We start from the raw sequence: 15,955 nt of genomic DNA, 5'->3' as shown, positions 1-15,955 counted from the left end.
TTATTACGTAGATAATCTGTGTAATCTGTGGTGAACTTTGCGATATACTATTCCACCGCTTGCATCACCCGCTTCGCTGTTTCAATGCAATCTCCTTCAGCCTCCGCCGAATAGGGATTAGTGGCTTTGGCCCAAGGTTCTTCCACTGCATAGAAATCAATTTTCTCCGGGGTTTTACCTTCCAGTTTCTGAGAGAGAGAATCGAAATAAAGCTTCCAACGCATATAATAGAAATCCTTCAGTAATCCGTTCCACTCTTTGTGAGCATAGTCTCGGAGGCCACCGTAATCGGCTGCATTCCGATTGCCCCAGGTCGTAATCTGCACACGGGCATTCCACTCATACAAAGCCTTCTCTGCGGATGTACCACCCAACGCCCGCGCCTCTTCAATCCACTTTCCTACGCGAAACTCCGGGCGGGTACCCAACAACTGATCCTGCAACAGAATCAGGTTCAGGAACTTCTGAGAAGCCATTCCGAAGAGTTCTTTATCACCACTCCGGTAAGCAGCGGTAACCGCCTTCTGCATCAGCCTGCCCTTCTCTGCGAGTGCCTGCCGAACGATATCCACCAGATCGTACTCAAAATTATTGTTTCCTTTATAACGATCGGCCACAGATACCATCAGGCGTGCAGCCTCAATCACATCTTGCGGACGGTAGTAATCTTTCATTTCCGACCAGCTGGACACCTGGTACACATCTTCCGCCGGACGTGCACAGAATACGGATTCGTGTGTACCTTGCTGCGTCAGGTTCTTCGGTGAGTTATAAATGGAGTTCGCCAGTTTGGTCCAGGCAGCCTGTACCACTGGATCATCTGCACCGTAACGTGCTTTCACATACTCCTTCAACCATTCCTCTTTCGTAAACCGCTCTGCACGCCAAGGCAGTTCCATCACCAGTTCGTACATCACAGGATTATTCTCTATCCCCTCAGGGGTCATCCCCACACCTTTAAGTGTAGAACCTGCGTGCGGATCGGCTTTAGCGAGATAAAAATTATCGATCACATTATCCATCTTTCCGTGCAGTCCGACATTACCACCGTAGTTCAGCAACATACAGTATACCCAGTCGTGCTGTCCATATCCGTTTTTGCGATACCATTCGGAAGTGGAATCTCCCCACTGCGGACGGCATTCACTGGTCAGGTCGAGTATCAGCAAGTCACCGGCCCCCAGATTCTCAATCATCTTCGGACGTGGATTTGCCTGCCATGCCTGCGCCACCCAAACCGCTTTCGGATTGGCCTTCTTCATAGCTTTCATCACAGCCTTACCTGCCGCATCGAGATCCACGCCTGCCGTATTGCCTCCTTCATGGAAGGGGTCCATGGAGTAAAAGTCAGCTTTCCCGTATAGTTTCTCAAGCTCTTTATAGTAGAGAGAAGAGATTTCCTCAAAACGCGGGTCGCTTGGTTGCAGGAATGCCGGACGGCGATAGCCACACCATGTTCCCGGATCGGATACGTTCAATCCGAGTTTCTCTTTCGCATTATGGGGCACCATACCGCAATAACCCGGAAGGACCGGTTCGATGCCGTATTCACGCATACGCTTCAGGATTTTCTTCTGTAAAGCAATCTGCTGTGTATACCAGCTATCCGGATTAGGTCCGCCCCAGCCTTCAAGGTTATTCATCAGCCACCAGGCAAAAAAGCCCGGACCGGATATGAACTCATTTATTTCGGTTTTGGTATATCCCAACTTATCAAGCACGTTATACCACACAGCCTCCGCCCCGGTCACAGCCAAAGGGATATTGATGCCGTGCAAAGCCATCCAGTCTATTTCTTTCTCCCATCGGTCCCAATCCCAGAAAGCCATGGAATAAGAAAAAGTACAATAGTTCAAATCATAACGGTAAGGCAGGGTCGTTTCTCTCCGTTCTTTTTTTGTCACCGGAGGAAGCACAGCCGGCAGTTTTGCCTGCATTCCGTTCCAGGAAAGGTGGATACCGGCATAATACTTCAGATACCAATTCAACCCGGTAGCGATGCTCACGTAATTGTTTCCACGGATAACGACTTTATCACCCTTCTGATCGAGTTCAAAAAAGTCGGTACCGGACTTCACTTGCTCGATAATAAACTTCTTCGAAGCTCCTTTGTCTATGCGCTCCAACAAGCCGGTCACCGGAGAAGCCATTGTCAAAGAAGTAACACAAAGTAAGATTGTTAATAGTATTGATTTACGATTCATAAATAATATGCTTTAATTACTGTTTTATCCCATAATCCATTTCGCCTTCTTGCCCAGCACACGATAGACAGCCCACACAATCAGCCACGAAACACCAAATGCCATGACAGACGCCACCGGTATCTGAATGCCCAGAGGCACTCCCAACGTACGTACCAACAGTACGGAAGGGCCGGTAAAGAAGTAGTGTATCATATAGATACCGAAACCACACAAAGTGAGATTGGCAAGCGCTTTCTTGATTCCCTCCGAACGGAAATTTACTTTTTTGCAAAGCATAAACACCGGGATGGTCATCATCACTACATTCAGCGAACAGTAAGTGAAGAAGAGCTCAAGCATCTCGTCACTGTATTCCGGCAAAGCCGTGATGTAACGGAAGCCAAAGAAGGTAACGGCATATCCTATCACAAACATTGGCAGACCGATTGCCAGAATCTTACCCAACGTCCAGTCAAGGTTACGCAGATAGTGTCCTAATAACAGATAGCCATTGAAACCGGCAAAGTAATAAAACATGCCGAACGCATTCCATGAACAGGTTCCCCAAAGATATTGCGCTACAAACTGATTGTAGTACGGCAATAACAGAGTGACAGCCCATGCACCGAGAAACCACAGCTTCGCCTTATCCGATGCTTTCTCCACCCAGGCAGAGAAGACGGGAAGATAAAGATATAAACCGATCAACAGGTAAATATACCACATGTGTACATCTACAATGGAGAAATTAAAAGGAATCTGAGCAATGTAATCCAAAGAGATGGACAGCGACTGGCGCATCACTTCCTCCCCCGAGTAAGGGAAAAAGTCGAGAATAATTTCGGGCTTGATGCCCAACAGACCGGTAATCCAGGGGAAAAGGTTGTAGATGACCGACCAGATGAGGAATGGCCATAAAACACGGGGGATACGTTTCTTATAAAAGACAGAGACTTCGCCGCGCACCGGCAGAAGCAGGGCTCCGGTAATCATCACGAACAGCGGTACGCAAGGACGAAGCAATGCTCCGTAGATGGCACCCCAAAGTTTGATTTCGTCAATATTAGGGGCAGTGCCCGGATAAAAGTTGAAAGGGTCCGTGCAGTGGCAACAGATAACGGTAAACATGGCAACGAAACGGACAACGTCCAGCCAGACAATGTGTTGAGGATTTTTCTGTAGTTCCATCGGGGAATTGTTTTACTGATAATGATTAAGGTGTTTATAATAAGAAAGGCATCTGTATAACACAGCATACAGACGCCTCTCACTCGAGTTAACATGATAAATAACCAATATTAATGACCACTCACCATATTCTTATTTGTTGCTGCAAGAGCCGCAACGAGGTTTAATTTGCTTGAAGAAGTCGTTGCCCTTGTCATCTACAAGAATAAATGCGGGGAAGTCTTCTACTTCGATCTTCCAGATAGCCTCCATACCCAATTCCGGATATTCCACACATTCGATGCTCTTGATATTGTTCTGGGCGAGGATAGCAGCCGGGCCACCGATTGAACCGAGGTAGAAGCCGCCATGTTTCTGGCAAGCATCAGTCACCTGCTGGCTACGGTTACCTTTTGCCAACATCACCATACTGCCTCCATGTTCCTGGAACAGGTTCACATAAGAGTCCATACGTCCGGCAGTAGTCGGTCCCATAGAACCGCAAGCCATACCGGCAGGAGTTTTGGCCGGACCGGCGTAGTAAATCGGATGATCTTTGATGTACTGAGGCAGATCTTCACCACGATCCAGACGTTCTTTCAGTTTGGCATGAGCGATGTCGCGACCTACGATAATCGTACCGTTCAGTGACAGGCGTGTAGCCACCGGATATTTAGTCAGCTCCTTCAGGATATCTGCCATCGGCTGGTTCAGGTTGATCTTTACAACATCACCTTCGCCTGCGTTACGCAGTTCTGCCGGAATCAGGCTACCCGGATTAGAATCGAGTTTCTCGATCCAGATACCGTCTTTATTGATCTTACATTTGATGTTACGGTCGGCAGAACAAGACACTCCCAGACCCACCGGACAAGACGCACCGTGACGGGGCAGACGGATGATGCGTACATCGTGTGCCAGATACTTACCGCCGAACTGCGCACCCAAACCGATCTTTTGAGCTTCTGCAAGTACTTCTTTTTCCAGTTCTACATCGCGGAATGCACGACCATATTCGTTACCGGTAGTAGGCAACTCGTCATAATAGTGAGTAGAAGCCAGCTTCACGGTCAACAGGTTCTTCTCTGCCGAAGTACCTCCGATTACGAATGCAATATGATAAGGAGGACAAGCCGCCGTACCCAGTGTCTTCATCTTTTCAACCAAGAACGGAACCAGAGTACCCGGATTCAAGATCGCTTTTGTCTCCTGATACAGATATGTTTTGTTGGCAGAACCACCACCTTTGGTCACACACAGGAATTTGTACTCCATGCCTTCTGTAGCCTCGATATCGATCTGGGCAGGCAAGTTACACTTCGTGTTCACTTCGTCATACATATTGAGCGGAGCGTTCTGTGAGTAACGCAGGTTTTCTTCCGTATAGGTTTTATAAACACCCAGTGAAAGAGCTTCTTCATCGCAATAGCCGGTCCAGACCTGCTGTCCTTTTTCACCATGAATGATGGCCGTACCGGTATCCTGACAGAAAGGAAGCACGCCTTTGGCAGCCACTTCAGCGTTGCGCAGGAAAGTCAATGCCACGTACTTGTCGTTATCACTTGCTTCCGGATCGCTCAGAATCTTTGCCACCTGCTCGTTGTGTGAGCGGCGAAGCATGAAAGATACGTCACGGAAAGCGGTATTGGCCATAGCTGTCAGACCTTCTTTCTGTACCTTCAGCACAGGTGTTCCTTCGAACTCGCTTACTGACACATAGTCTTTGGTAAGCAGATAATACTCGGTTTTATCTTCCCCATGTTCGAACATAGGTTGATACTTAAACGGAGGTGTTGCCATATCTCTTTATTTTATTACGTAATGTTAGTTAGTGAGGCAAAGGTAAGAATAGTTTTCCAAAGTATGAATAAAGTGGTGAATTTTGTCAAGAGCGGATTTACTTATTATTAACGTTCGGAGAGCGTTTCTACGAAGAAGAAGAGACCGCTCCGGAAGAAAGGCTCATTTCTGTGGAATGCAACCGTCTGTCCGGGCAAATGCAACCGTCTGTTTGGGCCGAAGCAAGGCTCTTCACATCACGGAGCAACGGTCTCGAGGGCATGGAGAGCCGGGGAAAGAGCAGAAAAGCCCCCGGCTCCGGGACACCGGGAGATAAGGGTACAAAAAAAGAGGAAGCTTTGCGGGCTTCCTCTTCTACTGCATTCTAATTTGAATATAAGTAATGAATCTGTTGACAAAGATACAACATCGGACAGGCAAAGTCAAGCATTCCGGGAATTATTTTAATCGTTTTCACGATACAGGGAATAGGCAGCCTGCAATATCTTGTTCTTCAAAAGCGGTGAATAATCCGGATGGCCGTCCAGGAAACGCACCACTTCTTCATAAGCCGGGCGGCTGAGATGATTGCCCAACAAGGCCGAGGCCCAGTTTTTCGGAAAGAAAATATCTCCTGTGCGTTGTACTTCCTCCAGCACCTCGAGTCCCGGACGGATGTATTTCACCGATTGCTCCTCGCGCAACGGATGGTTCAGATAACGTATCACGGCAGCCGTCCAAGGCTCTATCCGCCGGTTTTCCGCTACAAGCAGGCTGTTGAACAAAGTATCGAGCCGTGCGGTATCGGATACGACCGCCCGTGAAATAAAATCGAACTGGCGCAGACGGTCCGGATCATCAATCCGTGCCCGTTGTGTACGTAATATCTGTTCACTTTCGGCAGGCAGGCGGATGGCAAGTTCGTAAGCCAAAGTCGTGTAATCCTGTTGGTTCAACCGTTTGTCCGATTGCTCCTGCCACAAGGCATACAGTTCCTTCACCATAGGTTGGGAAGTCGCATTCTGCATAAAATAACGCAGCAACTGCACCCGGCACGAAGGCAACGGATGATTCCGGCTGATGGCATAGACCCGCGCCTCAACCTCTGCTATCTGTGCCGGAGCTACCCGCCGCATGGCACCCGCCAAATAACCACTCACTGTAGACGCCACCAGAGCGTTCTTTTCTGCAGGAAGCCCTGCCAACAGGCTGTTTGTCCAGTCGTCCGCCGAAATATGTTTAGCCAGGTAATTCTCATAAAGTGTCATCAAGAGTGATTGGCGTGCCGTATCGTCTTTTACCTCCCACCAATGTGCCAACAGCCACTTCAAAGCAGATTCGTCGGGAACGAACAAGCCATAACCTCTGCCATCGGTATTGGGCAACACCAACGAAGGTACAAAAGGAAGCTGTATCCGAACCAAAGTATCCGTCATATTCACCCGCAACACCGAATCGCGCTCTCCGCAAAGAGTGACGGCAAAACGCTGCGGCCAAAGCAAACCACGGTTATAAGGATCACTCTGACGGACCTCCAATTCTTGTCCATCGATCCGGAAGTTCAGCGTAGGCATTCCTTTCCGGTTCACCCACACATCACTGAAAGTTGCCAAATCTTCGGGCGCCTTGCCGTCTAAAATGCGAATCAGATCGTCCCAAGTGGCATTAGCGTACGAATAGGTTTTCAGATACTCCTGTATACCACTCCGGAAGTTGGCTTCACCCATCCTGTCAACCAGTTTCTCCATCATCACGGGAGCCTTGTTATAGATGATCTGCCCATAGATCAGCCCGGCATTACGCAGATTATCAAGTGGCTGCCGGATGGCATTTGTCCCCAAAGTACGGTCCTCGGTAAGAGAAGCGGCATTAAAAGTCTTGAGCTTATTCAGGGTATGATTGATCTCCGGAAATAAGGGTTCGACAATCCGGGCAGCAAAATAATTGGCAAAAACTTCCTTGGTCCATACATCGTCAAACCAATCCATCGTTACAAGATCGCCAAACCACATGTGAGAGGTCTCGTGCGCAATCAATTCCGCCCGGTTCAACTCCTCGTCCGGAGTGGGATGTTCGCTCAGGAAAATCCCGTTATCATTATATAAGGTAGCTCCTGTATGTTCCATTCCGCCAAACTGAAAACCGGGAAGAACGATGAAATCATATTTGGCAAACGGATATGCGATCCCTGTATACTCTTCAAGCCAGTGAAGTGATGCCATGACTTGTCTGAAAACAATATCCAACTGTGCTATTTTCTTAGGGTCGGTCTCACGATAATAGGCAGCGATAGTACGCCCGTCCTGAGTATACTCCTGTCGCTCCAATTTTCCGGCCACAAACGAAAAGAGATAAGTACTGAGTGGTTCGGTCGGTGCAAAACAAACGGTTTTACGGTCACCGGCTACTGTTTCACTCCGGACGTATGTGTTGGAAACAGCTTTCCAGTCGGCCGGAACCTCAAGCTTTAAAGTAAACTCGGCTTTTAGGTTGGGCTGCTCAAAGCAAGGAAAGACGGTACGGGCACGGTCGGGAACGAGCAACGTATAGAGGTATTCATCGTTCCTGTTCAGCGACTGATTGCCGGCAATGAAACGAATCTGTATGTCATTCGCCCCTTTCGCTGTCAGCGAAGCAGGCAGAATAATGTGTTCGTTCTCAAAGCGCACATCACTTACCGGTTTTCCATTGGCAATGACTTCTTTAATTTTTCCACGCTCCTCACGAAAATCAATCAGGACTTCCTGAGCGGCAGCAAGGTCGAAGCGCAAGGTGATATCACCGTCAATAGGTGTCTCCTTCTGCCGTGGAATGCTGAAACTGAGTTCATACTTCAAATTCTTAATCTCGGCTTTACGATGATCGGCAAGCTCTTTAGAAACGCCGGCATCATAAAAACGAGGGTTCTTCTCTGCTGTCCGGCAACATCCGGTCAGCAGGAAGAACCCGATCATTCCAAATAAAATGTGTATTTTCATAGCAAATATATTGTAGCTCGTAATTCCGTCACGCCAGTTGCCCGATACGGTTAATCAGCTCCTCACCCAGAGCAGTCTTATCATCAATGTGTTGCAGCACGGCAGTGACAAACGGATTACTCTCAAAATCGCCACGTACCTGACCGAAATCCAGCTTCATTTCATCGCGTGAGCCGTCGGCACCAAAGCCCGTCATAGACGAAAGTGAGAATTCCTTGCGTGCGTCATCATACACCATGCGGTCCAGTCCGACCACTGCTTCACGCCAAGCACGGACGATAGCGATAACATCTTTTGCTGTAATGGTTTCGGGGTTCAGACCATAAAATTCCTGTATCTTATGGTAAGCCCACGTCCATTCGTAAGTATAATAGTTATCGTGCATCTCGGCAAAACGGGCATTCATACTCTTCAAACGATCGATCTCACCACTTTCGATACCGGTAATCAGTTTTTCCACTTCACTTTTCGGAGCAATCAAACCGGCAATATCCACCCACTCGCCTACTCCGATTTCGGTATCCGGTTTCAGACGCCGGCGTATCTCTTCATTATCTCTGAAGTTAATCCCCTCAAGACGCTTAATGATGGAATTACCAAGAAACTTATGGATAGCTATTTCGTAATAGCGTATGCCGCTATTCAGCGAAGAGTTCTTGATTTTTGCACTTTGGTAAGAATAGATCTCCGATGTCTCGCCGGACACCCGCTTCAGCTCTTTCAGTATAGAGCGCCCCTTGAACATCTTCTGGATAGTATATGGACTCAGAAGGTTGTAGTTTATATAGTCCAGGCGGTTCGGGTCCGTACGTTTGTCACGCTTCGGCCACTTCTGGGCATCGCGGATAGTCCCGACACTGCGCAGATTGACTCCCGGCACCAGATAAGTCGTATTCTGCTGCTCGATCAGGTAAGAGAAAGGCAGGTTCGAGGTATCGGCATGATTCACATGACGCCCCATCACCAATGAAAAAGCCCCTACACGCGCCGGCCATAAAATGTATGAATCGGAAGTAGTCTTAGCTCCTCTTTCCAACGTCCCCTGATGAATCGGTCCCAGTTTATACATATGATTACTCTGGTTCGACCCCGAACCGGCATTCATAAACGAAAACATACCGGCTATCAGCAAGGTAGACTTATGATGGGTTACGGTATACGGACCGGCAAAGATGGCACATGCTTCACCGTTCTCTCCCTGGCAATTACTGAAAAACAGGGAATCGGAAGCAGAGTAGTTGTGTCCCAACTGACAGGCTTGCCCAACGAAGCAACGGGTCAGCATAGCTCCATCGTCCACATGAGAACCGGAGGAAATAATAAAGTCATCGCAAATGACACCATGCCCGATATGTACCGGAGCGGCTTCATTGCTGTTAATACTTCCGTTGTAAAGACGGCAGGTTCCGCAAATCCGGCAATGATCGCCAATACGCACATTCTTGATAGAACCGGTATTGAGAATCATCACATGGCTGCCGATGGTCCCCATCGCAGAAGCATGCTTGTTGGAGTAATAGTCAGTGATCGCCTTCATCCGGCTGATCAGTTCCGGACGGTGCCGGTAAAGAGCCAGAATATAAGCTTGATGAGCAGATAGTTTATCATTGATCAACACTTCGCGACCTCCCGTTTCGTTCAGCACAGCGGCCTCTACTCCATTACCGAACTGAGTCAGACCATCCACCAGAATAATATCTACATTCTCAATGAAAGTGTCGTTTCCTATCTCGTAGTTGGCAATGTAATTCTGGATATTCTCAATGCAACAGTTGTCGCCCACAATTACATTGTGCAAGGTGACATGCCTCAGCCCGGAATGTTTCCTGATTCCTCCCGGCAAGATAAAGTCCGAGTGGAAAACGCCCAGTTTCACCTCTCCCGAGAAACGGGTGTGATGCACAAATTCGGTTGTGAACTCTTCAGCGACCGCAACATGGTTCCAGTCATCAGCCAGACACGACTGGCTCTTCAACTGAAGAATTTCATCTTCAGTCAGTCTACGGTAAGTCTTTCCCATAATCCTCTTATTACAAACTACAAGTTACTCTTCGTCGTCGTAGGTCTGATAGAGAAAGTCGTTATAGGGATACTTCTGCACGTGCAATTCTTTCACTCGCTGATAAACCACACTCTTCAGTTCGTCTATATTGATTTTCTCACGGGCGGAGATGAACAGACAGTTATCTTCCATCTTAGCCATCCATGTTTTCATCAGTTCTTCGAGTGTCAAGTTCTCCTTTGTTTTGGGGGTAAGGTCGTCCGGCGCCTTTTCTACATAGGTATAGGCGTCTATCTTATTAAATATTAAAATCATTGGTTTTCCACCTCCACCGATGTCGGCCAGTGTTTTATTCACCACCTCTATCTGCTCTTCAAATCCTGGATGCGAAATGTCCACAACATGAACCAGCAGATCGGCCTCACGTACTTCGTCGAGGGTAGACTTAAAGGAATCCACCAGGTCAGTAGGTAACTTACGGATGAACCCGACCGTATCGGAAAGCAAGAAAGGCAAATTATCGATAATCACCTTGCGTACCGTCGTATCGAGTGTGGCAAACAGCTTGTTTTCAGCAAAGACTTCACTCTTCGCCAACAGATTCATCATGGTCGATTTGCCCACATTGGTGTAACCTACCAAAGCTACACGGATCATGCGTCCGCGGTTCTTACGTTGGGTAGACTTCTGCTTATCTATTTCGGCGAGACGCTCCTTAAGCAGTGACATACGGTTAAGGATGATACGGCGGTCCATCTCCAACTGAGTTTCACCCGGGCCACGAAGACCTACCGAACCTCCTTTACCACTTCCGGAACCACCACCCTGACGTTCAAGGTGAGTCCAGAGACGTTGCAGACGGGGCAACATGTATTTATATTGCGCCAATTCTACCTGAGTCTTGGCATTAGCCGTCTGGGCACGCATGGCAAATATATCAAGAATCAGTGAAGTACGGTCCAGTATCTTCACTTGCAGTTCAGCTTCGATGTTACGTATCTGCTTGGCCGAGAGTTCGTCATCAAAGATGACCATTCCCACTTCCCGGTCCTCTTCAGCCTCTGTTCTTATATATTCTTTAATTTCTTCCAGTTTTCCTTTTCCCACATAAGTCACCGAGTTAGCCGTCGGCAACTTCTGCGTAAACCTTTTCACCACTTCCGCCCCGGCTGTCTCAGCCAGGAATGCCAGCTCGTCCAGATATTCATTGGTCTTGCGTTCATCCTGTGTCTGAGTGATGAGACCTACCAGAACAGCAGTTTCGACTTTGGCTTCGGATATTACAAATTCTTTCATTCTACTTTATACCTTATTATAATATGGCGGCAAATATAGCTATTTTCGTAACATACTAAAAGAAAAAATCGCCCAAGTGTTTCTACCTGAGCGATTCTTTATTATTTATTGACTATTTATTTATTAATATCTTTATTCAGCAGCAACTCAACCTGAGGTATCGGCCAAGTATATTTTTCATCGGACGGACCCACATTAATTGTTTCATTCGCACCCACCTTAATGAAACGTTCCCCACGTCTCATAATATCAATACCACGGATACCCTCGCCTATAAACTCAAGGCGTTTCTCGTTGTAAATAGCTTCTTTCAGTGCATCACCCGTCAAGTTATCGATCTTCAACGGATCCGTAGCTGCATCTACCGAACGTCCTCTGACTTGTTTCAACAGGCTTTTGGCAGTAGCTTCACCTCCGGCCTTGTTGGCATAACATTCGGCAAGGTCGAGCAAAGTTTCGGCATAGCGGAAAATGGGCACCCACTGCAATTTAGTTTTTGCATCCGTAAACTTCAACAACAAGTCTTTCTCCCCTTTAAAGGCGATAATACGCTTGTCGGTAGCCAACGAATAATCAGGCTTTGACATAATTCCGCTTTTCGTATCAATCAACATGATCTTACCATCATAATAATATTCTGCCAACGACTGCTGTGTATTCGGGATGTTGGTATCTGCCATCGGCAAAGAGAAAATGCTCTCCTGACTGAAATACGGGGCCTTATAAATCAATGTTACGTCTTCCGGCAAACTATATCCGGTCACTAACTCTCCGGCTGCAATGGCTTTGTCCCATTCGTTCATTGCCATATAAACTCTCATCTTAAGCATGTTGGCAGCGGCCTGAGTAGCATGTGTAACTCCTGCATAGGTATTCACTTCGGTATTTAATGCCGAAATGTTTTCCAGATCAGACAGAATGTGGTCATAAATCTGCTTTACTGTAGAGCGAGGCATATTGTTATTTTCGGTTCCGGCCTCGGCAGTAAGACGCAACGGAACAGATTTTGCATCGGGATTTACAGAATATGGAGTCGGATACAAATTATTCAGATAATAGTATGCCAAAGCTCTGACAAACTTAGCTTCCTGCACATAGCGGTCATAATTTTCACCGGCAACTTCTTTGGCACCTTCAAGAGACTGGAGGAAAGTATTTACTTTATTGATGGCCAGATAAGCGTATGTCCAGGTGTCAGCATTCTCGGCATCCGTAATGCCCACATTCATATTATAGGTATTGAACAAAGTCACCAAGTTGTTGGAGATATTGATAACATCATCTCCCCTATTGTCAAACACCATATAGGACTTACCTCCCATCAAAGACTTAGTCCCTGTGTTCTTGATTGCAGCATACAAGCCGTTCAGAGTAGCCTCTATTCGGGTAGGGCTTGTGAAAATATCGTTCTCGTTTACATATAATGGAGGCTCCTGATCGAGGAAGCTGCTGCTGCAACTACCTAAAAAGAGAGAAGCGCATAATGTCGAAAATATAATTATCTTTTTCATTGTAGTTTCTTTTATCTGTTAATATAAAACCATATTAGAATGTCAGGTTCACACCGATTGTATACGTGCGTGCCTGAGGCAAAGTATTCTTATCCGTACCACCGGCTAAAGTAGCACTTTCTACATTGGTAAGTGTTTCGGGATCCATGCCGCTGTATCCTGTAATCACAAACAGATTCTGAGCCTGAACATAGAGACGGAGCGCAGAGATTCCTACCGCTTTCGACCAGTTCTTTGTATTGAACGTATAACCCAGTGACACATTCTTCAGACGCAAATAATCTCCTCTTTCCACTAAGTCGCTGATAGGCAATGCCGAACCATTAGAATAATTATCACCGTATATCGGCATAGGATACTCTGCATGGGTACGTTCCGGAGTCCAATACTTATTATAAACGTCTTTAGAGTTATTCCAGTAACGCATATCACTCACACTGGCTTTGGTTCCGTTATAAATCTTATTACCTCCCGAGAATTGGAAGAACAAAGAAAGATCGAAACCTTTATATTTAAAGTTATTGGTCCACCCACCGTACCAGGTAGGAAGTGTATTTCCACAATCAACAGGTTCAAATTCACCGGCATATTCTGTTCCGTCTTCATAGAACCACCCCCCTTTTTCAAACATCAGTAAGGTTCTGTCACCTTCCGGAGTGATAAACACTCTACGACCCGATTTGGGATCTACTCCGGCAGTCGGGTACAGATACAGACGTCCGATAGACTTTCCGGGTACTGTGATATTCGTAATTTCTAAACCGCCATTATCTCCTTTAAGAATATTCTCCACGCCATCAGCCAGTGAAATAACCTTATTCTTGTTAGTAGTGATGTTAAAGCTCGTTTCCCAAGTAAAATCACTGTTTTTTATCACATCGGCAGAAACGGTCAATTCAATACCGCTGTTCCTCATCTTTCCGGCATTAGTGGTAATTATATTGCCCGGGATACCTTTAGAAGGTGATTGGGGCACATCCAGAATCAAGTCGGAAGACTTCGTATAATAGTAGTCAAAGTCTACATTGATCCTATTCAGCAATCGGGCATTGAAGCCAATGCTATATTTCTCCGAAGACTCCCATTTCAAGTTCGGGTCAGCGATCTGAGCCAAACCATATGTACCATTTATACCATAATTATAACTTGAATAAAATGACTTTGAAGCATAATCGTAAATATCGGTGTTACCGACCACACCATAGCTTCCCTTTATTTTCAAGTCATCAACCACGTTGCGTAAAGGCTGGAAGAAAGCTTCTTCAGAGACACGCCATGCAGCAGAAACTCCTCCGAAGTTACCCCAACGATTCTTCTCACTCAAAGCAGAATAACCATCGCGACGGTAGTTAAGAGACACGATGTATTTAGAAGCGTAATCATAGTTGATACGTCCGAAATAAGAGACCATGGTATTGTTGGACAAGCTACCACCGGCAGTTGCCGAACCAAAAGGTCCCTGAAATACAATGAATTTATCATCCTGTAAATCTTTACGCTGTGCAGTCCAACGAGAGTTATTTCTCTCGGATGCCTCCGTACCGGCTAACAAATTAAAATTATTCTGTCCCAAAGAAAAGCTATAAGTTGCCGTATTTGTCCAGGTCCATCTGTTATTTTTGGTGTTATAAGCATTTGCCAGACCTTTACTGTTCACACCATCTCCATGCAATGGAGACCAGAAACGCTGTTCCTCGATACGGGCATAATCCACACCATATTGGGTTTTCAATGACAATCCCTTAACCGGAGTTGCCTCTGCATAAAATACACCAATGAAACGGGTTACATCAGAACTCAAACCATTGCCTAAAGATAAAATAGCCGCCGGATTAGAAAAAGTACTAAACACAGTATTTCCTCCATAACCCAGACCTTGAGCTAAATAATAAGGAGTACCATCTTCATTGTACATCGGTAAATTAGGGGCATTGATCAATGCCAGACGCGGGAACCCTCCAACGGCAAAGTTAGAACCTCTACGGGCAGCATCTACATAAGAAGTTGTCCCGGTTGTTACGTTGGTGTTCATTCCTACTTTTAACCAGTCAGTAGCCTGTACATTAATGTTAGCCTTCACCCCTAAACGGTCATACTTGTCGCCTTTTACAATCCCCTCCTGAGTTGTATAGTTACCAGACAAATAATACCGCACTTTATCCGATCCGCCACTTACGGCAACAGAATGACTTTGTGACAATCCGTTTTGGAATGCAGCATCTTTCCAATCTGTATCTACATAGTTGCCATTGGCATCTTTCATCATATTGAATGCTTTGTTACCATAAGGAGAAACATAACCGGCAGTCAGTGACAATTCATCCGTCCCATAACGGTTCTTTACAGCCAAATTCTTAAAGTCCACGTATTCCTGGGCATTCATCATTTCATAAAAATCTGTCGCATTTGAGAAACCCACAAAACCATCATAGCTCACTTTGACTTTACCACTTTGACCTTGTTTAGTAGTAATCAAAATAACCCCATTCGCAGCACGCGAACCATACAATGCAGCCGCAGCCGCATCTTTCAAAACATCCATAGACACAATATCAGCAGGATTAATATCGGCCAATGCATTGGCATTAGCCAAATAAGAAAGGTTACCCGATTCAATGGGCACACCATCGACTACATATAAAGGAGAAGTTCCGGAAGTGATTGAGTTCACACCACGCACTCTCACAATCGGAGCCTGTCCTACACCGGCCGACGGAGTAGTGATACTGACACCCGATGCACGCCCTTGAAGCATCTGATCAAAACTTACACTCGGTACATCTTTCAAAGCATCTGCCTTTACAGAAGACACAGATGCAGTCACAGTACGTGCACTTTGTGTTCCATAAGCTACTACTACCACTTCATCAAGTGCCTTAGAATCAGTCTTTAATATCACTTTAATATTAGGTGCAATTGCTACCTCAGCAGTCTGCATACCGATATACGAAATCTGCAAAGTCTTTGCAGAACTGTAGTGTTTGCTAAAACGCTTATAATGTGCGTATTATACAACGATATTGAACTTAGTAAAAA

7 protein-coding genes and 1 pseudogene are annotated in these 15,955 nt (G+C 46.3%); all 8 read right to left on the bottom strand.

What is annotated here, in order from left to right; translation table 11 throughout:
• Positions 1-47: 47 nt before the first annotated feature.
• Positions 48-2,204, bottom strand: a complete 2,157-nt coding sequence (locus tag ISX59_RS15730) for an alpha-N-acetylglucosaminidase (protein ID WP_032530236.1) — start codon at positions 2,202-2,204, stop codon at positions 48-50.
• A gap of 24 nt (positions 2,205-2,228) precedes the next feature.
• Positions 2,229-3,374 (bottom strand): acyltransferase, encoded by a 1,146-nt coding sequence (locus tag ISX59_RS15725; RefSeq protein WP_220576058.1) that lies wholly within the window; start codon positions 3,372-3,374, stop codon positions 2,229-2,231.
• Positions 3,375-3,506: 132 nt separating this feature from the next.
• On the bottom strand, positions 3,507-5,153 hold the full coding sequence (locus ISX59_RS15720; protein WP_005775362.1) for a fumarate hydratase: 1,647 nt from the start codon (positions 5,151-5,153) through the stop codon (positions 3,507-3,509).
• Between the two features lie 443 nt (positions 5,154-5,596).
• Positions 5,597-8,110, bottom strand: a complete 2,514-nt coding sequence (locus ISX59_RS15715) for a M1 family aminopeptidase (RefSeq protein ID WP_220576057.1) — start codon at positions 8,108-8,110, stop codon at positions 5,597-5,599.
• 28 nt (positions 8,111-8,138) lie between these two features.
• Entirely contained in the window at positions 8,139-10,130 is a 1,992-nt protein-coding gene (locus ISX59_RS15710; protein ID WP_005810566.1) for a DUF4954 family protein, read from the bottom strand.
• Between the two features lie 24 nt (positions 10,131-10,154).
• Positions 10,155-11,408: a GTPase HflX gene (hflX, locus tag ISX59_RS15705; protein WP_005775357.1), complete on the bottom strand. Its 1,254-nt coding sequence runs from the start codon at positions 11,406-11,408 to the stop codon at positions 10,155-10,157.
• A 116-nt stretch (positions 11,409-11,524) separates the two neighbouring features.
• Positions 11,525-12,919: a RagB/SusD family nutrient uptake outer membrane protein gene (locus tag ISX59_RS15700; protein WP_022011049.1), complete on the bottom strand. Its 1,395-nt coding sequence runs from the start codon at positions 12,917-12,919 to the stop codon at positions 11,525-11,527.
• Between the two features lie 34 nt (positions 12,920-12,953).
• Positions 12,954-15,887, bottom strand: a pseudogene (locus tag ISX59_RS15695) (SusC/RagA family TonB-linked outer membrane protein); the annotation flags it as partial.
• Positions 15,888-15,955 lie beyond the last annotated feature (68 nt).

The sequence above is a fragment of the Bacteroides sp. FSHCM14E1 genome (assembly GCF_019633785.1).
Taxonomy (GTDB): domain Bacteria; phylum Bacteroidota; class Bacteroidia; order Bacteroidales; family Bacteroidaceae; genus Bacteroides; species Bacteroides hominis.
This window is presented reverse-complemented; position numbering and strand designations above follow the sequence as displayed.